Below are 21,854 nucleotides of genomic sequence, written 5' to 3'. Positions count from 1 at the left end.
CCTCTCTTTCAGTTTTGCGCCCGGTCGGGCGTCTCGGATTTAGTGTTGATTGCGACGTTTTGCTGGCGCGCGCCGGCTTGTTTAAGCTCTGCGACCCACTGCGGGTCGGCGTCGCCGATTTCGTTGTTCACAGGCAGATATCGTTCAGGAAACTCCCAGATCAGCACCTGTGGCGGGCTGTTCTTGAAGGCATCGCTTTTCAGGTAGCTGAGCATCGGCAGAATCGGGCCGTGGCCGTCTTCGGCGTAACTGACCACGTCGCTGTGCAGCGCTTGCTTGAGCGCACCGACGAAGTTCCAGTTCGGGTTGGCGCTGTAGCTGGTACCGATCAGGGCCACCGGCACTTCGGTGTTGGCGAACAGCGCGTCATCACCGGCAGGCGGGTCGCCGGCGGCGACGGTGTTGCGCTTGCGCAGTGGCTCTTGCGCCGGCATCAGGTTTTCGAACAGCGGGTCCAGCGGCAGGAACAGACGCAGGTCGCCCTTGTGGGTGACTTGCTCGGCCGGCTCGGTGACGAAGCTTTGCGGTTCGCCGCTCAGCGGGTACTGGTCGGCGATGACTCTGGCCAGGCGGTTGGCGGCGACTTCGGCGCCTTCCGGGGTCCAGTGGGTGTCGGTGCGCAGGAACACTTGCTGGCCGTTTTTCTTGGCGGCCTGCAATGGGCCCAGCAGGTCCGGAGCCGGAATCCGCTCGGCCGCCAGGCGCTGATGGAAGTCCTGGTACAGATTGGCGTGGATGCTGGCCGGTTTCACCTCACCGAGGTGTTCCGGGTACAGGCGTACCTTGGCCGGCACCACCGCCATCACCAGTTGCACGCCTTTGGCCTTGAGGGTCTGGCGCACGCCTTCGACCAGCGCGTAGTTGCCTTGCAGGTTCAGCTCTTCGTTGACGATCGGGTTGAATTCTTCATCGCTGTACAACCACTGGTCGCGACCGAGCACTACGCCCGGACGACCTTCGTTGAACAGTTTGAAGTCCAGCGCCGCCCAGAGATTGGTGCCCAGGCGCTTGATCGGAAACTCTTCGTCGTAGTGCGTCTCCACGGCCTTGGTCCAGCGACCGTTGAGCACCGTCGCGTCGGCGTTGGTGCTGAAGCCGAAGAAGCTGCGAACCGACCACAGGCCCAGGACCAGCAGGGTCACCAGGAACAGGGCGATGTAGAAGATGCGTAATGAGCGGGTCATGGTCAGATCCCTCAGAACTGGAAGTAAAGGAACGGCGAGAAGCTTTGCGCCGAGAGTTTGAGAATCGAGGCGATGAACAGCAGCAGCACCAGCGCACGCATCACGTAGCGCGACCAGTCGGCGGTCCAGTAGGCTGGTTGCACCTGGGCTTCGACGCCGACGGTGTAGCCAGGCTGGTGGATGCTCGCCGGGTTATCCCCAGGTGCTGCCTTGATCAGGCCAGGTTCGGTGGCGGCCGGGCCGTCGCTGTCGACGTTCACGGCGGTTTTGGTCTTCACCGGTGGCTGGTTGCTGTAGAAGTCGCGCAGACCGAAGAACGCCAGGGTCACGTAGGCCACAACCAATGTTGCGATCTGCAGGCCGGTGAGGCTGGCCTGGTTGAGTTCCGACAGTGACCAGTCACCAAAGCTGAACATTGCGCCGTACATGCGGCCGGCAACGTGCAGGTTTTCCGCGCGGAAGATCACCCAGCCCATCACCACCAGCAGGAAGGTCAGTGCCCAACGGATCGGGTTGATGCTGCGCGGCGAAGTGTTCAGGCCCAGGGCCTTTTCAATCGCCAGCCACATGCCGTGCCATGCACCCCAGACGATGTAGGTGATGTTCGCGCCGTGCCACAGACCACCGAGCAGCATGGTCAGGAACAGGTTGCGATAGGTCATCAGCGTGCCTTTGCGGTTGCCGCCCAACGTGATGTACAGATAGTCACGCAACCAGGTCGACAGGCTGATGTGCCAGCGGCGCCAGAACTCGGTGATCGACTGGCTGATGTACGGCTGCTTGAAGTTTTCCATGAAGCGGAAACCCATCATCAGGCCCAGGCCGATGGCCATGTCGCTGTATCCGGAGAAGTCGAAATACAACTGCGCGGTGTAGGCGAGGGCGCCGAGCCAGGCATCACCCGTGGTCGGGTTTTGCAGGGCGAAGCAGTGGTCGGCCACCACCGCGAGGGTGTCGGCGATGAAGACTTTCTTGATGAAACCCTGCATGAACCGCGTGCAGCCCTCGGAGAATTTGTCGAGGGTGTGGGTGCGGTTGTTGAACTGGTCGGCGAGGTCGCGGAAACGCAGCACGGGACCGGCGATCAGGTGTGGGAAGATCGCCACGAAGGCCGCGAAGTCGATCAGGTTGCGGGTCGCGGGGGTGTCGCCACGGTAGACATCGATGATGTAGCTGATCGACTCGAAGATGTAGAACGAGATACCGATCGGCAACAGCACGTGGGTCAGAATGAAGGGCTCCAGGCCCACCGAGGTCATCATGGCGTTGATGCTGTCGACGCCGAAGTTGGCGTACTTGAAGTAGCCGAGGATGCACAGGTCGACGGCCACGCCGAGCAGCAGCCAGCGCTGCGCCGGTTTGGTCCTGACCCCGGCGGCGCCGACTTTCAGGCCGATCCAGTAGTTCCACAGTGTGACCGCCGCGAACAGTGCGAGGAAGTCCACACGCCACCAGGCGTAGAACACGTAGCTGGCGATCAGCAGTAGCAGATTGCGATAGCGTTGCCCGCTCAGGTAGTACAAGCCGAGAAAGATCGGCAAGAACAGGAACAGGAACACGTTGGATGAAAATACCATCCCGATCTCTCCATGTTTAACCAACAGTCAAGGGCCATAGCCCCCCCAAACCCCCCGTGGTAGTGGAGGGGTGAAACGGTGTTTCCTTGAAGGTTGTGGGTGGCCTTCAGACCTTACCCTCACCCCCCGCCCTCTCCCGGAGGGAGAGGGAGCCTGATCCCGGTTGCTGCAAAAATTGAGACCGGCTCGGTATTTCGTGTCGCGGTAAATTGCCTCAGCTAAAACGGGCAGCCTTTCCTCAAGGAGGCGTCTGATCCCGGTCGTTTTCAGAACCTGAGATCGCCTCGATCTTTCAGGTCGGCGGAGCTTGCACATCCCCCTCGGTCAGTCCCCTCTCCCTGTGGGCGGTCCGACGTTTCGGGAGGGTTAGGGTGAGGGGCTCTTGCCTTTCGCCTTTCACGAGCCCTTCCCCTTTTCATTCGCCGGGTCGTAGACCCTGGTCAAATCCCCGCCCAGGCGGAAGGTCTTGAACGGCTGCATGTCATGCTTCTTCTCCAGCACCTCCGGCGCGCATGTGTAGAGGGTGCAGAACGGTTCGAGCCAGGCAAATTTCGAGTCGACTTTCAGGTCGGTCATGTCCTGTTTCTTGCCGTTCTTTTCCTCGAACTCATCCGGGTCTTCTACCCCGGCGAGTACGCGATCACCCAGGCGTTTCAAGGCGCCATTGTTTTCCTGGCGCAAGTCCACACCATTGACCTGGGCGAAACTGGCGATCATCGCCAGCGGCGGCAGGGCGTAGTTGTGGTAGGCCAGCGCTCGTTGCTGACGCTTGAGTTCGTTCGGCAGGTAGCCTTCGGCATCGACCTGATTGGCGCCGACCTTGTATTCCTTCACGGCCCAGTCGAACAGGTCGCGGCGGTTGGTGGCGACGGAAGTTGCCATCACCGACCAGGCGGCCCAGTACGAGTGGTTGTTGGTTTTTTCCAGCGGCAGATTGTCCCAGTCGCTGACCACCTGATCGGCCATCTTGCTGAACCACGCTTCGATCAGCTGCGACTCTTGCTGATGGTTGGCCAGCGGATGGGAGTCGGAAAACTTCAGGCGGATGTAGGACGACGCCATGCTGCCCAACGCCCATTTGCGCATCGACTTGCCGGTGTGGTTGAAGTCCTTGGACATCAATGCATCCGCCTTGGCCCAAGCGGTCAACCAGGTCAGGGTGCACTCCAGTTGTTCCGGGCGACCGTCACGCATGAACTGCATCACCCGCTTGCTGGTGCCGCGCTCCATTTTGGTGATGTCCGCAGTACTGTCGCGGAAAGCTTTTTCCGACTGCACGTTCAGGGTCGAACGGGCCTTGTCCGAGCCTTCGTACTTGCTGCGAAACTGCAGCGAGCCGGTGTACGGCGTCGGCACTGCATCGCAGCCTTCGCTCTTGTCGCCGGTTTTGACTTTCTCGATCGGCGCAAAATAGCCCTGTGGCGGACGCAGTGGCGCAGCAGCTTGCGTAGCGCCGGCAAACATCGCCAGGCTCAGTAACGTCGGAGCCAACAGATTTGCAAGTTTCGGATTTCGCATGGCAGACCTCATTGCCCGGCCGAAGCGGTACGTTGCTCCGCGCCCGGGAATACGTTGCGTTTGCAGATTTTCGCTTCGACTTTCTGTGGCGTGGTGGCGTTTTCAGGCCCCTGGATTTCGACGGCCAGCAGGTTCTGCGAGGCCCAGTCTTCATCCGTGCGCAACTCGAAGGCGAAACGCCCGTCGGTGTCGGAGGTTTCCGGTTTGTCGATCTTGATGTCCTCGTGGCGTCCGTTCATGTACCAGAGGGTGGCTTGCAGGGTTTTCACCGAGGTGTCGGCGAAGCGGATGTCGACCTGGTGGTTGCCGTTTTGCAGGTTCAGGTTTTTGCTGTTGACCATCAGTTCATTCTTGCCCGGCTTCAGGGTGGTGCTGCCGGACATCTGCGCATCCTTGCCTTCGCAACCGTTGTCCAGCAGCGCCATCATCTGGCGGTAGATGGTTTCCTGGTCGAGGCGATACAGGGGCGAGAATTCCCAGATGAGAATCTTCGGCGGGTTTTTCTGGAACTCTTCGCTGCCCAGGTACTGCAGCATCGAACCTTCCAGGCCACCGCCAGGGAATGCCACGTTGAGGATGTCGGCGCCGATGGCCTCTTCGAGGAAACCGGCGAAGTTGTAGTTCTTGCCGCTGTGGCTGGTGCCGACCAGGGTAATTTCCGGGTTGCCGGAATCGCCGAACAGGTCGCCATCGCCCGCTTCGCCTTTGGGCTCGGTGGTGAATTGATCCATGTACTGGATCGCGTAGCTGGTGCCACAGAGTTGACCGGCCATGTTGTGCAATGTTCCGGTCTTGCCCATGCGACCCGACTTGTGGGTCTCGAATTCACGCTTGGGAATGTCGGCGAAAGCCGGGATCTGCTTGACCTTCTCAGCGACGATTTTCGCTGTGCGCTGGGCGCCGTACGGCGTCCAGTGCTGATCGCCACGGAAGTAGAAATCGTGGGCGGGCAGGGTGTCGGGCAGCGACTCGTTGGTCAGCGGCGACAAGTCCGGCACCACGTAACCCATCTGCGCAAAACGGCCGAGCATGGTCTTGTAGTTCTTCAGTGCCTTGTCGAAATCGAAGCTGGCTTTTTCCGCCGGGTTCAACTTGTTGCGGTTCACCAGGCCACGGGTCGGCTGGTAAACGACCACCAGTTCCACGCCTTTGCTCTTGAACGCATCGTGCAGTTGCTTCATGCGCTTGTAGCCGGCGGGGGTGGTGTCGAATTCGGTGCGCAAGTCTTCTTGCGTACGGAACAACCAGTCACCCTGGGCCTGCACCAGTGTGGTGAAGTTCTGCTGATAACGCGTGGTGTAGTTCTTCGCGTCGTGGGCCGCTGGGCACAGACTGCAGCAGGGTTCGGCGCTGAACTTCGGTGCCTGGATATCATCGGCGCGGGCGCCGCCGCTGGCTGCGAGAATGCCGGCGGTCAGGGCCGACAGGCTGAGAAATTTGATCAGGTGTGGGTGCATAAAATTATCCTCAGTCCTGCATTTCGGTCTGGCGTTCGACAGGGTCGATCAGCACGGCTTTCTGCTGGCGCACCAGCAGGTCGAGAATTTCATCCTGGCGCTCACCGAGAATTCCCGAGAAGCTGATGCCGCTGGATTTGGTCGGGGCGAGCATGGACACGCGATACAGCTCGACGCTCAACGGCGAGTCGATGGACAGCGGGCCGCTGCCATTGGCTGCCAGTTCACCGCCGACCACGATCAGCGACACCTGGGCGTCAAACGGGTCGAGCTTGATGTCACGGTCGGTGTTGCTCAGGTCCTTGATGTGGCCGTAGACCCCGGTCAGGCCGTTGGCCATGGCGACGTTTTCGTACAGACGAATGTTCACGCTGTTACGAATGCGGATGCCGTGGCGGCGGTTGCTGACGACCTTGTTGCCCCACAGCAGGTTGTCGGCACTCTCGTAGAGGGTGATGCCGTCGGTGTGGTTCTGGTAGATCTCGTTGTGAGCGATCAGGTTGTTGACGCTGTTACGGTCGATCACCAGGCCCGACAACTTGTTGTCGTAGCTGCGGTTGTTGAAGATGAAGCTGTCGTTGACCTCACGGGAAATAATGATCCCGTGCTTCTTCTTGGTACCAAACACCGTGTTGTCGGCAATGATCAGACCGTGGGAACGGTCGTGTGGGTCGATGCCGTAGACGATGTTGTCTTTGTAGGTGTTGCCCTTGACTACGAAGTCGCGGGTTTCATAGCAGTAGAAGCCGTACCACATGTCCGAGAACTCGGAACCGACGATCCAGCCGGTCGGCTCGGGACGCTTGAGTACCTTGGCCATGTTCGGTGTGTATTGGGAAATACTCACGCCATAGGACTTACTGTTGGCGTAACCGAAACTGGCGATCTTGCTGTTGGCGATGTAGGTCTCGGTACCGCCCCAGGACAGCAGGAAAGGACGGAATTCCTTGGCCGACTTGAAGGCCGCCGGGCCGTTTGCCTTCTCGCTCCAGCCAGTGATTTTGGTATCGCGCACGAACAACTGGCCGTCGTTGACCAGGAACGAACCGGCCTCCTGGGACAGGCGCAACTCCTGGGTCTGCTGGTCGATTTCGAGTATGCCGTGTTGGCCGACCACGATCGGCAACTTGGCCAGGAACACCCCCGGCGAAGTTTCGCTGAAGTACTGCTTGGGCAGCTTCTTCGCCAAGTCCTTGAGGTTCATGTAGCCGTCGTCGATGAAGATCGCCTGCGGAATGCCGTGCTGGCGCACCACCCACTCGGCCATCTTGTTGTCGCCGCCGATGAAGTCCTTCAGGGCGTCTTCCTGCATCATCCGGCGCACGCTGATCTTGCCGGCCTTGCTGCGCACCACTTTTGCTGCGACAGCTTCGGCGGTGTAGCCGGACACATCCGGCAGTTTTGGCGTGGCCAGTTCCAGCGGTGCGATAGGTGCGCTGCTGACGGTGTAGGTCTTGGCCTGTTGCAGCTCCTTGGCCACGGTCGCCTGCTTGCCTGGTTGAGGAGCTGCCGGCTCCACATTGGCGAAGGCAGTCGCGCTGGCCAGCAGCATCGCGCCGGCCAACAGGCTGATCGAGCCTTTTCTGGCTTGATGATTCATCTGGGGGACTCCCTTCGCAATGTGCATCAGAAGCGCCAGATCACGTCGATGAACGCGCGGTGCATGTACGAGTCGACATCCTTGCCGTAGGCATCGCCGGGCTTGAACACGCCGCCGCGCAAGCGCACCAGGGCCGCTGGCTCATCGATCGACTGGCTCAGCGACGCTGGCAACAGGCCTTGCTTGAAGTACTTGGTCACCACCAGGTCCATTTCCTGACCGAGGTCTTTTTCGCCATCGGCCAGCGGCAGGGAGGTGCTGGACAGTACGGCGCCAGTGACGTCGTCGGTGTTGTTCTGCACGGCGTCGATGCCATTGCTGCCGACCGGCTTGTTGCCGTCGACGCGCCAGAATTTGTGATAGATCAGGCTGGCGTCGTATTCGTCGTTGAGCATCCACGAACCGAACAGCGTGGCGCTCTGCATGTTGCTCATTTCGCCACGGAAGGCTTCGCCGAAACGGTGCACCCGCGAGCGGGTACCGGTGTAGTTCGAACGGTTGCTTTCCAGGCCATTTTGCTCGTAATCCTCGCTGGCGCGGGCATAGGCGGCACCGACTTGCCATTGCGGATCGAGGCGCAGGCGCACGCCGATATCGGTGGCCCAGCCATCGACATCGCCGCTACGCTTGGCTTGCGCGGGAGCCGTGCCATCGGCGTTCAGCGGGTTGACCGTATCGCGATCACCGCTCATGCCGGTGATGCTGCCCCAGTAGTTGACCGTGTTGGTGTTGCGCCAGTTATAGGCGTCGCTGTTGGCCTGCAGGCCCAGCCAGCTGATGTCACCGTTCTGTTTTTTGTCCAGCGAATCGGCGGGAACGCCGGGTTCGGCATAGTCGAGTTTGCCGTCATCGTGGGTGTGATGACCGCGAATGCCGGCCCAGTGACCCGGGGTCCATTGGTACTCGGCATCGGCGTAGACGTGCAGGCGATCCTTGTCTTCGGGTGCCAGCTCTTTCAGGTCGGTGCGGTACTCGCTGAAACGTTCGGCGATACCAGCGTTGGCGCGCAGCAGGGTGGTGTCGAAGGTCCAGTTCAGGGCTTCGATGTTGGTGTCGCGCCATTGACCGTCGTCGTTGTGCAGGCGCTGACGACCGAACTTCAGGATCTCGCCAGGGTAAGGCGTGAAGCCGCTGTAGCCAACCCAGAACTCACGCATCGCCAGGTAGTTCTTCTTGGTCTTGCGGTCATCGTTTTCGGTGTTCTGTGTGCCGTCGCTGCCGGCTTGCTGCAGGGTGTCGGTCTCGATGATGTCGGTGGACGTCACCGCCTGACCCATCGCATAGCCACTCCACGCACCGCTTTCGCCATAGACCCACGGGCGCAGGTCGAGGCCGACGCCGTTGACGTCGCCGCCACTCTGGGTGCCGAGGTCACGGTCGTCTTCGGACTGGCCGGTGATCTTCACGTCCAGGCCGAAATTCTTGGTTTCTTCCGTCATCGCAGCGAGTGTCGGGCAAGACCAGATCAGCGCGAAGGTGAGGCCGATACCGGCCTTCATGAATGGATTCAATTTCATAGGGATTCCTCGCCGTCTTCTTCTTGCAGGGCGTGCAGTTGCAGCGTGTTCTGGCTCAAGGCACCACGAACGCTCTGTTCTTGTTTCAACAGGCGTTGGGCCTCGGCGAGCTGCGCAGGCGGCAGTTGGGCTTCGAGTGTTTGTGCAAGCTCGGTGGCTTGCGGGGTGTTCTGCGCCTTGGCCAATTGGCTGAAGACGTACGCATTGAGTGGGTCAGGCTTGGTGCCTTTGCCTTGGGAAAACAGTTGGGCGATGGCGAAGTCGGCGCTGTTCTGGCCGTTGCGCGCAGCGGTCAGCAGGTGATCCAGTGCCTTCTGCGGATAGACTTTGCCCAGGTAGCCACGGCGGTAGATCTGGCCGAGGTAATAATCGGCGGCGACTTCGCGGCCGACGGCTTTCTGGAAGTGTTCTTCGGCGACCTTGGCATCGGCCGGGACCATTTTGCCTTCGTAGTAGAGCTTGCCCAGCAACAGCTCCGCGCGCGGCTGATCGGCGGCGCGGCCGTTGTCGAGGTACTTCATCATCTGGTCGACATCGCCCAGTTCAGGGAAGTCGTAGAGCAGTTGTGCGAGGGTGACCCAGGATGCCGGGTAGCCAGGAGCGATGGGTTCGAGCAGCGACTTTGCGGTTTTTTCGTCAGGCGTACCCAAGGTCGAATCGGCGAGGACGCGGGCGACGCTATCCACACGCTGAGCGGAAACTTTGCCGAGGGCGTGACCGGCCTGCATCTGCTTGATCAGCTCGGCCTGTTGTTCAGGCTGGGCTTTTTTCTGGTAGACCGTGGCCAGTTCGACGTAGCAGATGTCGGTGGTGTTGAGGGCAGCCTTGCAGATTTTTTCCACGTCATCCAGATGCTGGTCGTAAGTGCCCTGGGTGCGATACAGCAGCACCTGCGCCAGGCCCGCTTCCGGCTTGCCTTCAGCGCGCCATTGGCTGATCTGCTGCTGGGCATTCACGTTGGGGAAACTGTGCGGGTATTGCAGGTACAGCATCGCCAACGGGATCAGGGTGTTGCCTTCGCCAGCGGCCGAGGCTTTTTTCAACAAGGTCTCGGCTTCGTGCTGTTCGGCTTCGGTGGAGCCGGGCTTGGCCACCAGCAGACGACCCAGACGCGCCTGGGCCCGCGGTGAAACGCTGGCCGCTGCGCGGTAAGTCGCCTCGGCCTGTTTCATTTGCGCCGGGTCGCGGCTGTCGACCTGAATGTCGGCCAGACCAACCTGGGCTTCGCTGTAACCCAGGTCTGCCAGTTGCTGATAGTTCTGCGCCGCCAGCGCGGTATCGCCACGCTTGAGGGCTTCATTGGCCAGGCGCTGGTCGGGCAGGCCGGCGCAACCGGCGAGGCTCACCGCCAATGCAACTGCACACAGTGAACCCATGTGGGAGCGGGCTTGCTCGCGAAAGCTGTGTGTCAGCCGGCATTGATTTTGAATGTTGAACCGCATTCGCGAGCAAGCCCGCTCCCACAGGGGATGTGGTGTGTTCACAAGATCTGGCGTCGTCACGTGCATCTCCTCCGGTTACAGACCAGCAGCCATGGCTTTGTCGATCAGCCAGTTCAGGTTCGGGCCACGGTCGCTGCTCACTTCCACCGGGCGGCCGGCGAGGGTGCTGTCCAGGGCGTCGTCCGGTTGGATCAGGACGCGGATGTCGGAGGACAGGTCGGCGCTTTTCAGGCTGGTGCTGCTGACGATCTTGCCGGTGCGGGTCTGGTCTTCGCCGGCGATCTGGAAACGCACGGCGGTGCCCGGGCGCACGTCACCGAACTGGCGGTACGAGAAGCGTGCTTCAACGTTGGCTTCGCTGTTGCGTGGCACCAACTGGAAGATCACGTCACCCTTGCTGGCGTACTGACCGTCGGCGACCATTTGCTGGGCCACGGTGCAGTCGCACGGCGAGGTCAAGGTGCCGGTCATTTGCTTGCCGAACAGTTCTTCAACCTTGGCAGGGGCCAGTTGATCGTCTTCCAGATGACCCTTGAGCACGTCGAGCATGCTGGTGCTGAAGGTCGCCAGCGGTGCGCCCTTGGCGGCCACGCCGTCGGCTTTCACCAGGCTCTGCACGGTGCCGTCGCGCGGCATGGTGATGTTCACGCCCGGCACGCTGACCAGACCAGCCTGAGCGTGGCTGACGAAGTACATGCCGTACACCGACTTGAAGATGAAGCCGAACGCGGCCAGGCCCACCACGAAAATCCCCAGGCTGAACGTCACGGCTTTCATGCGTCCGAAGGCGGTCATGCCGTGGCCGCCGTCCTTGATCTTGCGCGCCTTGGTGAAGTTGTCGCGCTGCAGGGTCGCCAGCACTTCGCCGATGGTGACGATGTCGCCGGCCAGGTGCGAAGTGATCAGGTGGCGCAGGGTCGAGATGTCCTGCGGTTCCAGGTTCTGGAACTGGCATCCGGTACGACCTGTTTCGCGATCGTAGGAGCGCACCTGCAACTCCACGTCCATGGCCAGGCCGAGGTTGTCGATGACGAATTGCAGACGGGCCTTGTACTTGTCGCCGATCTTCAATGGCAGCTGACCGGCATTGAACGCCAGGCCACCGGCGGACAGGTCGATCACCCGGGCTTCGACCGGAGTCCGGTCAGGGCCGAAGAAACGCAGCTTGGCCGGGATTTTCACGCGGGCGTGCTGGCGCTGGGCTTCGGATTCATGCACTACGTTGGCGTTGACGGCGGTATTCATAAGGGCGATTTCCTGGTTAATTCAAAAAGGGTGCGGTCAGACCATCATCAGCAGCACGGCGACAAAAATGCTGCCGGCGGAGAAGGTCATGGTCCGAGACGACCAGGTGTTGAACCAACGTTGAAAGCTGGCGAGATCACGGGTCAGGGCAGTGGGCTGGCGGGTCCAGGACTGTTGGTCGAGGCGGAAGAACACGTAGATCTTCACCAGCGCGCCGACGATCTGGTTGTAATAGAGAATCGCCGGGTAGGCCGGGCCGATCCGGTGACCGGAGCAGGACAGCAACAGGGTCAGGATCAGGCGAGTGATGCCGATCCACAGCAGGTACACGAGGATGAACGCGGTGCCGTACTTGAAGCTGGCGATCAGTGCCACGGTCAGGCCCAGCAGGGAGGTCCACATCGACACGCGCTGATCGAACAGCACCACCGAGGTGAACGCACCGAGGCGTTTGACCCCAAGGCCGAGGGCCCGGGAGTTCTGCCGCAGGTTGTTGCCGTACCAGCGGAACATCAGCTTGCGGCTGGCCTTGATGAAGCTCTTTTCCGGCGGATGTTCGACGGTGTTGATCGCAGCGTCAGGCACGTAGAAGGTGTCGTAGCCCAGGCGCATGAGGCTGAACCAGCTCGACTTGTCGTCGCCGGTCAGGAACTTGAAACGACCCAGGCGCCAGTGTTGCAGCGAGTCGCTTTCCACGTCGGCGATGAATTCCGGGTTGGTCACCACGGTGGCACGGAACACCGACATGCGTCCGGTCATGGTCAGCACGCGCTTGGACAGGGCCATCGAGCACATGTTGATGTGACGCTGGGCAAAACGCAGCTTGTGCCATTCGCTCATGATGTAGCCGCCACGCACTTCGCAGAATTCGTTGGTGGTCAGGCCGCCGACGTTGCCGAACAGCTGGAACCACGGCACGGTCTTGCGCACCACGCCTTCGCCGAGCACGGTGTCGCCATCGATCACGGCGACCACGGCGCGGTCATCCGGCAGGTGACGGGAGATGGCGCGGAAACCGAAGGCCAGGCCGTCGCGCTTGCCGGTGCCGGGGATGCGCACGAAGTCGAGCTTTACGTGCGGTGGCGGGTTCATCCGCTTCCACAGGCTCTTGACCAGCAGTTCATCGGACATTTCCACGATCGAGCAAACCACGGTGGTCGGCAGGCCGCAGTCGATGGCTTCGCGGATCACCGAGCAGTAGACCTGTGCGGTGGTCAGGGCGTCGATGCGGAAACTGGTGACCATCAAAAACACATGGGATGGGTCAGCCGCTTTGCCCAGCTTGCGTACTTTGCGTCGCAGGTGCGGGTAGACCACGTAGAGGAACAGCATGCCGCGCAGGAAGTGCGTGGCACCCATCGAGTAGCGCCAGATGCCGACGATACCAATCAGGAAAATAAAGTCCTTCGACTCGGAGTCGAACGTGGACACAGGCAACGCCATGGCGATGCCCATCAGTAAACTCAAATAAAACAGCCAACCGGCGGCCTGGAGTAGGCCGTGTTTTAGCCTGTGCATAATCGGAATCCTAAAGTCAGTTGCAAGTCTCGCGCCCCCAGCAGGGACCGGCTTGCCGGCGATGGCGATCTCAGGTAAGCCATCGCTGGCAAGCCAGCTCCTGCAGGTTTGCGGTGATCCTGTAGGAGCCGGCGCCCGCTACGGCTTGCCGGCGATCAGCGCGAAGCGCTTACAACCCGCCGGTTACCAGCAAATGCCTTCGGTGCGACCGCTGACGCTGGTGGCCTTGGACATGAAGCCGACCAGGTCGATCACCTGCTTGCCGTGCGGTACGTCCTTCACCAGGGCGCGGAATTTCTCGTCACGGTTACCTAGGATGATCACGTCGGAGTTGTTGATCACGGCGTCAAAGTCGGCGTTGAGCAAGGACGAGACATGGGGAATCTTCGACTCGATGTAATCCTTGTTCGCGCCGTGGACACGGGCGTATTCGACGTTGCTGTCGTAGATGCTCAGGTCGTAGCCCTTGCCGATCAGCAGTTCCGCCAGGTCAACCAGCGGGCTTTCGCGCAGGTCGTCTGTGCCGGCCTTGAAGCTCAGGCCCAGCAAGGCAACTTTGCGTTTGTCGTGGCTTTCAACGATGTCGAAGGCGTTCTGCACCTGGGACTCATTACTGCGCATCAGCGAGTTGAGCAGCGGCGCTTCGACATCCAGGGAACCGGCGCGGTAGGTCAGGGCGCGCACGTCTTTTGGCAGGCACGAGCCGCCGAACGCGAAACCCGGGCGCATGTAGTACTGGGACAGGTTGAGGGTCTTGTCCTGGCAGACCACGTCCATCACTTCGCGACCGTCGACGCCGACCGCCTTGGCGATGTTGCCGATCTCGTTGGCGAAGGTCACCTTGGTGGCGTGCCAGACGTTGCAGGTGTACTTGATCATCTCGGCAACGGCGATGTCCTTGCGGATGATCGGCGCGTCGAGTTCTTCGTACAGCGATTGCAGGACGTCGCCCGACGCCTTGTCGAACTCGCCGATGACGGTCATTGGCGGCTGGTCGTAGTCGGCGATGGCAGTGCTTTCGCGCAGGAACTCAGGGTTCACGGCAACACCGAAATCAACACCGGCCTTCTTCCCGGAGCAGTCTTCGAGAATCGGGATCACCACGTTGGCCACAGTGCCCGGCAGCACGGTGCTGCGAACCACGATGGTGTGGCGGGTGGTCTTGTCACGCAGGACAAAACCGATTTCGCGGCACACGGCCTCGATGTAGTTCAGTTCCAGGTCGCCGTTCTTCTTGCTCGGCGTACCGACGCAGATCATCGACAGGTCGGTGTCGCGAATCGCCTCGGCGAAGTTGGTGGTGCCGCGCAGACGACCGTTCTGGATACCTTGCGCCAGAAGTTCGCCCAGGCCGGGTTCAACAATCGGCGATTTACCGGCATTGATCATGTCGATCTTGTCTTTGGCAACATCGACGCCAACGACGTCATGGCCCCGTGCAGACAGGCAGCCGGCACATACCGCGCCAACGTAACCCAAACCAAATATGCTGATGCGCATCGCATTTACCTCTCTATTATCAAGCCTGTCTTTATCAGGCCATTAAATGGCCGGAGTTAATGGTGTTCAGCGGTAATAGTGCACTCGCAAGTGCGACTTGCAGGCGTCGCAATGCCGTGTGCAGGCATACAAAGTTCCGAGTGTCTAAATCGATGCACTCAAGATGTGCGTAACCAGGCCTTGTTATTATGATTTGCCCTGTTATGCAGCCAGACTTCTTGGAAGAAGTTCCAGGCGCAAAGGTACTGCACGCTCGATGTCAGGCCTAAAGCCCGTGAATCAAGCGGTTGGGTGCTCAGGCGAGCACGTTATAGGGGCGCGGCCTTGGCCTTTTAGGGGATAGGCATTAATGCATATCTCCAGTCTTTCCTGTGTTGACCAAATCAGGGATTAGTCAGCGTTAGTTTGCGCCGCAACTTTGCTGGCTCAATCACTTCTCTTCGTAAGTTATCTCGTACAGCCTCGGCGATAATCGTTACCGGTGGTATGAACTGCGCATCAGGACGAAGTTCCAGCCCATCCATCGGTGAATCTGAAATTTCTTGAAATATTGATGAAGATGGCACTGCTCTCAAATTGATAGCACTGGGCGTTTGGCCCTTTATATATAGGCGGAGAATTGCGGCGGATAGTTTTTTGCCACTACTGTTAAAAAATGTCAGTGCCACTACGGAAAAAAATGATTGAAGTCGAGTGAAACTAATTTAAGGAAAATCGGTGATGATTTTTTGACGCCAATAGAATGGCGATCAGGCGGGGGATTGTCGGACGATCAATGGGTGGCGCATGAGGGTTCATTCCCATGCGCCGATGCTTTGCATCACTGCGGTGCGTGGTCGCGCAAAAACACCAGATTGTCCGGTTTGGACTGTTCGGCGCTGTAGCGATAGCCTTGCACATCGAACTGCGTCAGTGCGGCCGGGTCGTTGATGCGCTCTTCAATGACGAAGCGACTCATCAGGCCGCGGGCTTTTTTCGCGTAGAAGCTGATGATTTTGTACTGGCCGTTTTTCAGGTCCTTGAACTCGGTATTGATGATGCGTGCGTTCAGGGCGCTGCGTTTGACCGCTGAGAAGTACTCGTTGGAAGCCAGGTTGAGCAGCACGTCATCACCCTGGTCGGTCAAGGCTTCGTTCAACCATTCACTGATCCGCGTGCCCCAGAAGGCATACAGATCCTTGCCCCGGGCATTGGCCAGCTTGGTGCCCATTTCCAGGCGATAGGGTTGCATCAGGTCCAGCGGACGCAGCAGGCCGTAGAGGCCCGAGAGCATGCGCAGGTGTTTTTGGGCGTAGTCGAAATCGGCTTCGCTGAGGGTTTGCGCATTCATGCCGGTGTACACATCGCCCTTGAAGGCCAGCAGTGCCTGTTTGGCGTTTTCCGGGGTGAAGGCTGGGGTCCAGCTGCCGAAGCGCGCGGCATTGAGCCCGCCGATCTTGTCGGAGACGTGCATCAGCTCGCTGATCTGCGCCGGGGTCAGCTCGCGCAATTGTTCGATCAGCTCTTGGGAATGGTCGAGGTATTGCGGCTGCGTGAAGCGCTGGGTCGCCGGCGGTGTTTCGTAGTCGAGGGTCTTGGCGGGGGAAATCACCATCAGCATGAAGTCGTCTCCTTTAATCGTGGCGGCGATTCTAGGGGGTTGTCGGTGACGACTCCAGCTATCAAGTCTATAGGTGATGACCGGTTCACCACAAACCCGTGGGAGCGGGCTTGCTCGCGAAAGCGCTATGACCTTCAACAAAAACGTCGACTGATACACCGCTTTCGCGAGCAAGCCCGCTTCCACAGTGGTTCGGTGTTGCTGCGGGAGTTGGTAGCGGATCAGCTATAGTGCCGCGCGGGTTTTGTTATGGAGACATCCCATTGCGTATCGCTTTTCTATTCTCAGCCTGGCTCCTGAGCTTCGGGGCCATGGCGTCACCGGGTGATGTGGCGACCCTTGATCGCAACAGCTGGCCTGAACAAATCAGCAACCCGACGCTGTTCGACGTCGCTTCACGCGCCGAAATCCTCATGTTCGCCCGTGGTCTGCTGGCCAGTGAATCCCTTGACGAGCCCGCCCTGGCCCTGCGCCTGGGCCTGCGCACGGTCAACATGGAGTCGGTCAATCGCGTGCGTCAGCGCATGTGGCAACGCCTGCTGAGCAACTACAACTTCGCCCAGCAGAGTTGCGACCAGGACGCGTCCTTCTGTTTTCTGGTCGAGGACATTGCCACCTTGCGCGAGCAGGCCGGCAAGTTTCAGGTCGGCAATGACAGCTATTACATGAAATGGGCCGAACCGAGTCGGCTGTTCCATAGCCAGTACCTGGACGAACAGTTGCGCAAGGCTGCGCTGTTTCCGCAAACCAGCAGCGAAGTCGATCATTTTGGCGACTATGAGCGTAACGGCGAACAGATGCATGACCGGCTGTTTCTGCTGACCTTCGACAGTGCCGCCAACGTCAGACCGGACAACACCGAATGGGCCACCGACTACCTGCGCAAGTCGAACCTGAGCGGCACCTTCTTTGTCCTCGGCAAGGATATCCAGAGTCGACTGACCGAGTACTCTGTAAGCAGCCTGCAATCGGTTTACTCGACCCAGTGCGTTGGCGTACAGGGCTGGGAGTATCGCTCCCACAGCCACTGGCAGGACTGGCAGGATTCGGTGCGACGCAGTGTCGAACTGGTGAAAAGCAAATTGCCGGAGAACTTCGTGCCGTTGTTTCGCCCGCCCGATGGACAACGCCGCTCCGATGCCGAACCTTTCTTCAAGTCCCAGGGTGTGCAAGTGGCGCTATGGGACATCGACGCCCAGGACGGAGCCGGCAAGCTCAAGGGCAACCAGAGTGCGCAACGGGTGCTGACCCTGATGCTGCTGTGGCGCCACGGCGTGATCAATTTCAATGTGAAGCAGGATGCGGTGAAAGCGGCGCTACCCTGGCTGCTCACGCAAACGGCACCCATGGGGATCGGCTGGGAAGACTGTCAGGACGGTTTTCGCTGAAAACGCCAAAAGCCCGGAAACATTGGGCTTGGGGTGAATTTTGGAGGGGATTCGTTGCAGGTTGACTTCCGACTGTAAACGGGTGGTGGCGGTCCGCCAAGTGTTATTGGTCATTCTGAAAAATAAACTTCAAAAAAGCGTCAAAGTACTTTTTTCTGTCATGGGTTTTGGAGTATTACGAAGGCAGACCGCCGAAACCTGCAACACAGGTGGCGTCTTCCAAGACCCCGCTTGTACGCAGAACACTTGAGTCCCCGCAGGTGTATTCGGCAGTCACTTCGAGGCGCAGCACCGTCAGGGTATTGCGTCGAATGGCTCCCACAAAGGTGACCGAGTATGGATGATCACGGACGTAGCTCTTCTTCCAACCAGCCAATCCTTTATGTGCTCGATACCAACGTATTGATCCACGATCCAAACGCGCTGCTCAACTTCGAAGAACACCACGTCGCCATCCCGATGACAGTGCTTGAAGAGCTGGACAAGCTCAAGAGCGGGCACCACAGCGTTGCCGCCGAATGCCGCCAGGCCATCCGATTGATCGACAAGACCCTGGGCGATGCCTCACCCGAGGACGTCGAGCAGGGCGTGCCGATCCAGCGCGGCAAGAGCGGGCCGAAGGGTTTGCTGTCAATTCTGATGAGCAAGCATGCCGAGCCGAACCTGATTCTGCCCGAGCACCTGAACGACAACAAAATCATCAACCAGTTGATCGACCTGCACGCGCGCGATCCGAAGAAACCGGTGGTGCTGGTCACCAAAGACATCAACATGCGTCTCAAGGCCCGGGCCTGCGGGATTGAGGCTGAGGACTACAGCACCGACCAACTGGTCGACGACGTGTCGCTGTTGCCCAACGGCTACCACAACATGACCGGCTCTTTCTGGGACCGCGTGAGCAAGGTCGAAACCCGCCAGGATCATGGCCGCACCTGGCACCAGGTACAATTGATCGACAACCTGCCGGCAGTGCACATCAACGAGTTCATCATCGACGAACAGGGTTTTGTCGGCTGGATCAAGGAAATCGCAGAAGACAAATTACTGATTCTCGACCTGCATCAGGAGCCCCTGTTGCACCAGGAAGCCTGGGGCCTGAAACCGCGTGACATCTACCAGAGTCTGGCGCTGTACGCCTTGCTCGACCCCGACATCCATCTGGTCAACCTGTCCGGTGCCGCCGGCTCGGGTAAAACCATCCTGGCCCTGGCCGCCGCTATCGAGCAGACCATGGTCAGCAAGCGCTACCGGCGCATCATCGCCACCCGCAGTGTGCAGGGCCTGGACCAGGAAATCGGCTTCCTGCCCGGCACCGAAGCGGAAAAAATGGAGCCATGGCTGGGCGCCATCACCGACAACCTCGAAGCCTTGCACATGGATGACGAAAGCACCCATGGCAGCGTCGACTATATCCTCAGCAAAGTGCCGTTGCAGTTCAAATCCCTCAACTACATCCGGGGCCGCAGCTTCCAGCAGAGCCTGATCCTGATCGACGAATGCCAGAACCTCACCCCGCACCAGATGAAAACCATCATCACCCGTGCCGGCGCCGGTTCCAAAGTGGTGTGCCTGGGCAACCTTGCACAGATCGACACCCCATACCTGTCTGCGACCAGCTCCGGGCTGACCTACCTCACAGAACGCTTCAAGGACTTCCCGAACGGGGTGCACATCACCCTGCAAGGGGTGCCACGCTCGATCCTGGCCGAATACGCCGAAACGCATTTGTAATTGCTTCACACAAAACCGGGCGGCCTTCAAAAGCCGCCCGGTTTTTCATGCCCAACCCAAATCAAATGTGGGAGCGGGCTTGCTCGCGAAAGCGGTGTATCAGTCACTATAAGTGTTGAATGACACTCCGCCTTCGCGAGCAAGCCCGCTCCCACATTGGTTCTGTGGTGTTCATGCAATCTAAGGTGCGGAAAATTGACCCGCGGGTTTACAATCGATACTCCTGATCAGGAGTAACCCCGTGCTGACTCATCTCGATTCCCAAGGTCGCGCCAACATGGTCGACGTCACCGAAAAAGCCGTGACGTTCCGCGAAGCGACCGCTCAGGCGCTGGTGCGCATGCTCCCCGAAACCCTGCAGATGATCGTCAGCGGCGGCCACCCCAAGGGTGATGTGTTTGCCGTGGCGCGCATTGCCGGGATTCAGGCAGCGAAGAAAACCAGTGATCTGATTCCGCTGTGCCATCCGTTGATGCTGACGGGTGTGAAAGTCGAGCTCAGTGCCGAAGGTGACGACAGCGTGCGCATCGTCGCGCGCTGCAAGTTGTCCGGGCAGACCGGCGTCGAGATGGAGGCTCTGACCGCTGCAAGCGTCGCAGCGCTGACGATCTACGACATGTGTAAGGCCGTAGACCGTGGCATGACCATCGAAAGCGTGCGTCTGCTGGAGAAGGTCGGCGGCAAGAGCGGGCATTTCCAGGCGGAGCAGCCATGAATCTGACTGTGAAGTTTTTTGCCCGTTATCGTGAAGCGCTGGGCGTCGACTCGGTAAAGGTCGAAGGCCATTTCACTACGGTCGAAGATGTGCGTGCCTTGCTGGCTCAGCGTGAAGGCGCTGATGTGTTGAGCGAACAGAACCTGATGTGCGCGCGCAACGAGGACCTGTGCCAGCTCGATGAACCGGTGAGCGATGGTGATGAAGTGGCGTTTTTTCCGACCGTGACCGGGGGCTGAGGCATGGCGATCCGCGTGCAATCGACAGCGTTCGACCCGGGTGCTGAAGTCAACGCCATGCACGACGCCAACGTGGGTGTGGGTGCAGTGGTGAGTTTTGTCGGCTATGTGCGCGACTTCAATGACGGGCTCGATGTGGCCGGGATGTTCCTCGAGCATTACCCGGGCATGACCGAAAAAGCCCTCGGCAAGATCGCCACCGAGGCGCAGCAGCGCTGGCCGTTGCTCAGGCTTGAAGTGCTGCATCGTATTGGTGCCCTGGAACCGGGCGAGCCGATCGTCTTTGTGGGCGTTGCCAGCGCCCACCGCCAGGCAGCATTCGACGCCTGTGCCTTTGTCATGGACTACCTGAAAACCCGTGCGCCGTTCTGGAAGAAAGAAAACACCAGTGACGGGCCGCGTTGGGTCGAGGGGCGTGACAGTGATCATGCGGCGGCGGATCGCTGGAAGCAGTAACTCCAGCGGTGATCTCGAGGACGCTATCGCGGGCAAGCCGCGCTCCCACAGGTGTTGTGTCGTGCGGACATTTTGTGACCGCCCCGATATCTGTGGGGGGCAACATAGACTGGCACAAATCCCGGCAACGCCATAAATCCCTGTGGGAGCGGGCTTGCCCGCGAAGAGGCCATCCGCCTCACCCAAGAACCTCTTGATTCACCCCCCGACCATTGGCCGGCGCGGGCTGCATTTGCCCGATTGACGATTTATACATAAAAGTCCAGTATGGAATTCTAAGTACAAAAAAGGCTTCCTCCCGTTTCATCTCTTTCTTCTGTCTTGCCAAACCAACAACAATCGCGAGAAAACGAACATGAAGAAGTTCCCCCTCATCACCGGTCTGGCTCTGAGCCTGTTGGCGTGCAGCTCTGTGTTCGCCGCCGAGAAGACCTTGCGCATCGGTATCGAAGCGGCGTATCCGCCGTTCGCCTCGAAAACCGACAAAGGCGAAATCGTCGGTTTCGACTATGACATCGGCAACGCCCTGTGCGCGCAGATGAAGGCCAAATGTGTGTGGGTCGAAGGTGAGTTCGACGGTCTGATTCCTTCCCTGAAAGTGAAGAAAATCGACATGGCGCTGTCGTCCATGACCATCAACGAAGACCGCAAGAAGTCGGTGGACTTCAGCCACAAGTACTACTTCACCTCGTCGCGCCTGGTGATGAAGGACGGCGCGGTGGTGGATGACCAGTACGCCAGCCTCAAGGGCAAGACTGTCGGCGTGCAGCGCGCCACCACGACCGACCGTTACGCCACCGAGGTGTTCGAGCCCAAAGGCATCAACGTCAAGCGCTACAGCAACAACGAAGAAATCTACATGGACCTGGCCGCCGGCCGCCTCGACGCGATTTTTGCCGACACCATTCCGCTCAATGACTTCCTGTCGATGCCGCGCGGCAAGGGCTATGCCTTTGTCGGGCCGGAGCTGAAGGATCCGAAGTATGTGGGTGAGGGGGCGGGCATTGCGGTGCGCAAGGGTAATACCGAGCTGGTCAGCGAACTGAATACAGCTATTGATGGCATTCGCGCCAGTGGCGAGTACCAGAAGATTTCGGACAAATACTTCAAGTCGGATATCTACGGCGACTGACAGTTCGCTTTCGCGAGCAAGCCCGCTCCCACAAT

The 21,854-nt window shown here is 59.6% G+C and carries 17 protein-coding genes; 6 read left to right on the top strand and 11 right to left on the bottom strand.

The genetic code is table 11. From position 1 onward, the window contains the following. Positions 1-8: 8 nt before the first annotated feature. The 11 genes from KW839_RS14275 to yaaA all read right to left on the bottom strand — a co-directional run bounded on the left by KW839_RS14275 (position 9) and on the right by yaaA (position 16,158). Complete coding sequence (locus tag KW839_RS14275; RefSeq protein WP_218424684.1) at positions 9-1,184, bottom strand: alginate O-acetyltransferase; 1,176 nt, start codon at positions 1,182-1,184, stop codon at positions 9-11. An 11-nt stretch (positions 1,185-1,195) separates the two neighbouring features. Beyond that, entirely contained in the window at positions 1,196-2,761 is a 1,566-nt protein-coding gene (locus KW839_RS14270; RefSeq protein ID WP_060539503.1) for an MBOAT family protein, read from the bottom strand. A gap of 396 nt (positions 2,762-3,157) precedes the next feature. Next, the gene (locus KW839_RS14265; RefSeq protein ID WP_218424683.1) at positions 3,158-4,279 is read right to left on the bottom strand and encodes a mannuronate-specific alginate lyase; all 1,122 of its coding nucleotides are present in this window, start codon (positions 4,277-4,279) and stop codon (positions 3,158-3,160) included. An 8-nt stretch (positions 4,280-4,287) separates the two neighbouring features. Further along, the gene (locus KW839_RS14260; protein WP_218424682.1) at positions 4,288-5,736 is read right to left on the bottom strand and encodes an alginate O-acetyltransferase; all 1,449 of its coding nucleotides are present in this window, start codon (positions 5,734-5,736) and stop codon (positions 4,288-4,290) included. A gap of 10 nt (positions 5,737-5,746) precedes the next feature. After that, positions 5,747-7,336 carry a mannuronan 5-epimerase AlgG gene (gene algG / locus KW839_RS14255; RefSeq protein WP_060539506.1) on the bottom strand — a complete coding sequence of 530 codons (1,590 nt, stop codon included), beginning with the start codon at positions 7,334-7,336 and terminating at the stop codon, positions 5,747-5,749. 26 nt (positions 7,337-7,362) lie between these two features. Next, entirely contained in the window at positions 7,363-8,853 is a 1,491-nt protein-coding gene (locus tag KW839_RS14250; protein WP_218424681.1) for an alginate export family protein, read from the bottom strand. Then, positions 8,850-10,355: an alginate biosynthesis TPR repeat lipoprotein AlgK gene (algK, locus tag KW839_RS14245; RefSeq protein WP_218424680.1), complete on the bottom strand. Its 1,506-nt coding sequence runs from the start codon at positions 10,353-10,355 to the stop codon at positions 8,850-8,852. The genes KW839_RS14250 and algK overlap by 4 nt, the downstream gene beginning before the upstream one ends. 15 nt (positions 10,356-10,370) lie before the next feature. Next, on the bottom strand, positions 10,371-11,540 hold the full coding sequence (locus tag KW839_RS14240; RefSeq protein ID WP_060539508.1) for an alginate biosynthesis protein Alg44: 1,170 nt from the start codon (positions 11,538-11,540) through the stop codon (positions 10,371-10,373). Positions 11,541-11,576: 36 nt separating this feature from the next. Further along, the gene (gene alg8, locus KW839_RS14235) at positions 11,577-13,058 is read right to left on the bottom strand and encodes a mannuronan synthase (protein WP_060539509.1); all 1,482 of its coding nucleotides are present in this window, start codon (positions 13,056-13,058) and stop codon (positions 11,577-11,579) included. A 183-nt stretch (positions 13,059-13,241) separates the two neighbouring features. Beyond that, on the bottom strand, positions 13,242-14,558 hold the full coding sequence (locus KW839_RS14230; RefSeq protein WP_060539510.1) for a nucleotide sugar dehydrogenase: 1,317 nt from the start codon (positions 14,556-14,558) through the stop codon (positions 13,242-13,244). Between the two features lie 820 nt (positions 14,559-15,378). After that, entirely contained in the window at positions 15,379-16,158 is a 780-nt protein-coding gene (gene yaaA, locus KW839_RS14225) for a peroxide stress protein YaaA (protein ID WP_218424679.1), read from the bottom strand. A 263-nt stretch (positions 16,159-16,421) separates the two neighbouring features. On the opposite strand from yaaA, the gene KW839_RS14220 reads away from it, so the two are divergent. From KW839_RS14220 to KW839_RS14195, 6 genes are all read left to right on the top strand, one after another. After that, positions 16,422-17,546, top strand: a complete 1,125-nt coding sequence (locus tag KW839_RS14220; RefSeq protein WP_218424678.1) for a polysaccharide deacetylase family protein — start codon at positions 16,422-16,424, stop codon at positions 17,544-17,546. A 336-nt stretch (positions 17,547-17,882) separates the two neighbouring features. Beyond that, positions 17,883-19,277 (top strand): PhoH family protein, encoded by a 1,395-nt coding sequence (locus KW839_RS14215; RefSeq protein ID WP_060539513.1) that lies wholly within the window; start codon positions 17,883-17,885, stop codon positions 19,275-19,277. A 241-nt stretch (positions 19,278-19,518) separates the two neighbouring features. Next, positions 19,519-19,992 (top strand): cyclic pyranopterin monophosphate synthase MoaC, encoded by a 474-nt coding sequence (moaC, locus tag KW839_RS14210; RefSeq protein ID WP_007972660.1) that lies wholly within the window; start codon positions 19,519-19,521, stop codon positions 19,990-19,992. Then, the gene (moaD, locus tag KW839_RS14205) at positions 19,989-20,231 is read left to right on the top strand and encodes a molybdopterin converting factor subunit 1 (RefSeq protein ID WP_060539514.1); all 243 of its coding nucleotides are present in this window, start codon (positions 19,989-19,991) and stop codon (positions 20,229-20,231) included. Before moaC ends, moaD begins: the two co-directional genes overlap by 4 nt. Before the next feature lie 3 nt (positions 20,232-20,234). Then, complete coding sequence (moaE, locus tag KW839_RS14200) at positions 20,235-20,687, top strand: molybdopterin synthase catalytic subunit MoaE (RefSeq protein WP_218424677.1); 453 nt, start codon at positions 20,235-20,237, stop codon at positions 20,685-20,687. A gap of 355 nt (positions 20,688-21,042) precedes the next feature. After that, entirely contained in the window at positions 21,043-21,819 is a 777-nt protein-coding gene (locus KW839_RS14195) for an ABC transporter substrate-binding protein (RefSeq protein WP_218424676.1), read from the top strand. Positions 21,820-21,854: the final 35 nt, after the last annotated feature.

Source organism: Pseudomonas sp. PDM31 (assembly GCF_019218965.1).
GTDB lineage: Bacteria > Pseudomonadota > Gammaproteobacteria > Pseudomonadales > Pseudomonadaceae > Aquipseudomonas.
This window is presented reverse-complemented; position numbering and strand designations above follow the sequence as displayed.

What these genes read in the sequence shown, in the direction of transcription:
- KW839_RS14250 (WP_218424681.1), bottom strand. Translation starts at nt 8,853, where the DNA reads ATGAAATTGAATCCATTCATGAAGGCCGGTATCGGCCTCACCTTCGCG.
- KW839_RS14195 (WP_218424676.1), top strand. Translation starts at nt 21,043, where the DNA reads ATGAAGAAGTTCCCCCTCATCACCGGTCTGGCTCTGAGCCTGTTGGCG.
- KW839_RS14265 (WP_218424683.1), bottom strand. Translation starts at nt 4,279, where the DNA reads ATGCGAAATCCGAAACTTGCAAATCTGTTGGCTCCGACGTTACTGAGC.
- alg8 (WP_060539509.1), bottom strand. Translation starts at nt 13,058, where the DNA reads ATGCACAGGCTAAAACACGGCCTACTCCAGGCCGCCGGTTGGCTGTTT.
- KW839_RS14230 (WP_060539510.1), bottom strand. Translation starts at nt 14,558, where the DNA reads ATGCGCATCAGCATATTTGGTTTGGGTTACGTTGGCGCGGTATGTGCC.
- yaaA (WP_218424679.1), bottom strand. Translation starts at nt 16,158, where the DNA reads ATGCTGATGGTGATTTCCCCCGCCAAGACCCTCGACTACGAAACACCG.
- moaE (WP_218424677.1), top strand. Translation starts at nt 20,235, where the DNA reads ATGGCGATCCGCGTGCAATCGACAGCGTTCGACCCGGGTGCTGAAGTC.
- algG (WP_060539506.1), bottom strand. Translation starts at nt 7,336, where the DNA reads ATGAATCATCAAGCCAGAAAAGGCTCGATCAGCCTGTTGGCCGGCGCG.
- KW839_RS14240 (WP_060539508.1), bottom strand. Translation starts at nt 11,540, where the DNA reads ATGAATACCGCCGTCAACGCCAACGTAGTGCATGAATCCGAAGCCCAG.
- KW839_RS14260 (WP_218424682.1), bottom strand. Translation starts at nt 5,736, where the DNA reads ATGCACCCACACCTGATCAAATTTCTCAGCCTGTCGGCCCTGACCGCC.
- KW839_RS14270 (WP_060539503.1), bottom strand. Translation starts at nt 2,761, where the DNA reads ATGGTATTTTCATCCAACGTGTTCCTGTTCCTGTTCTTGCCGATCTTT.
- moaD (WP_060539514.1), top strand. Translation starts at nt 19,989, where the DNA reads ATGAATCTGACTGTGAAGTTTTTTGCCCGTTATCGTGAAGCGCTGGGC.
- KW839_RS14275 (WP_218424684.1), bottom strand. Translation starts at nt 1,184, where the DNA reads ATGACCCGCTCATTACGCATCTTCTACATCGCCCTGTTCCTGGTGACC.
- KW839_RS14215 (WP_060539513.1), top strand. Translation starts at nt 17,883, where the DNA reads ATGGATGATCACGGACGTAGCTCTTCTTCCAACCAGCCAATCCTTTAT.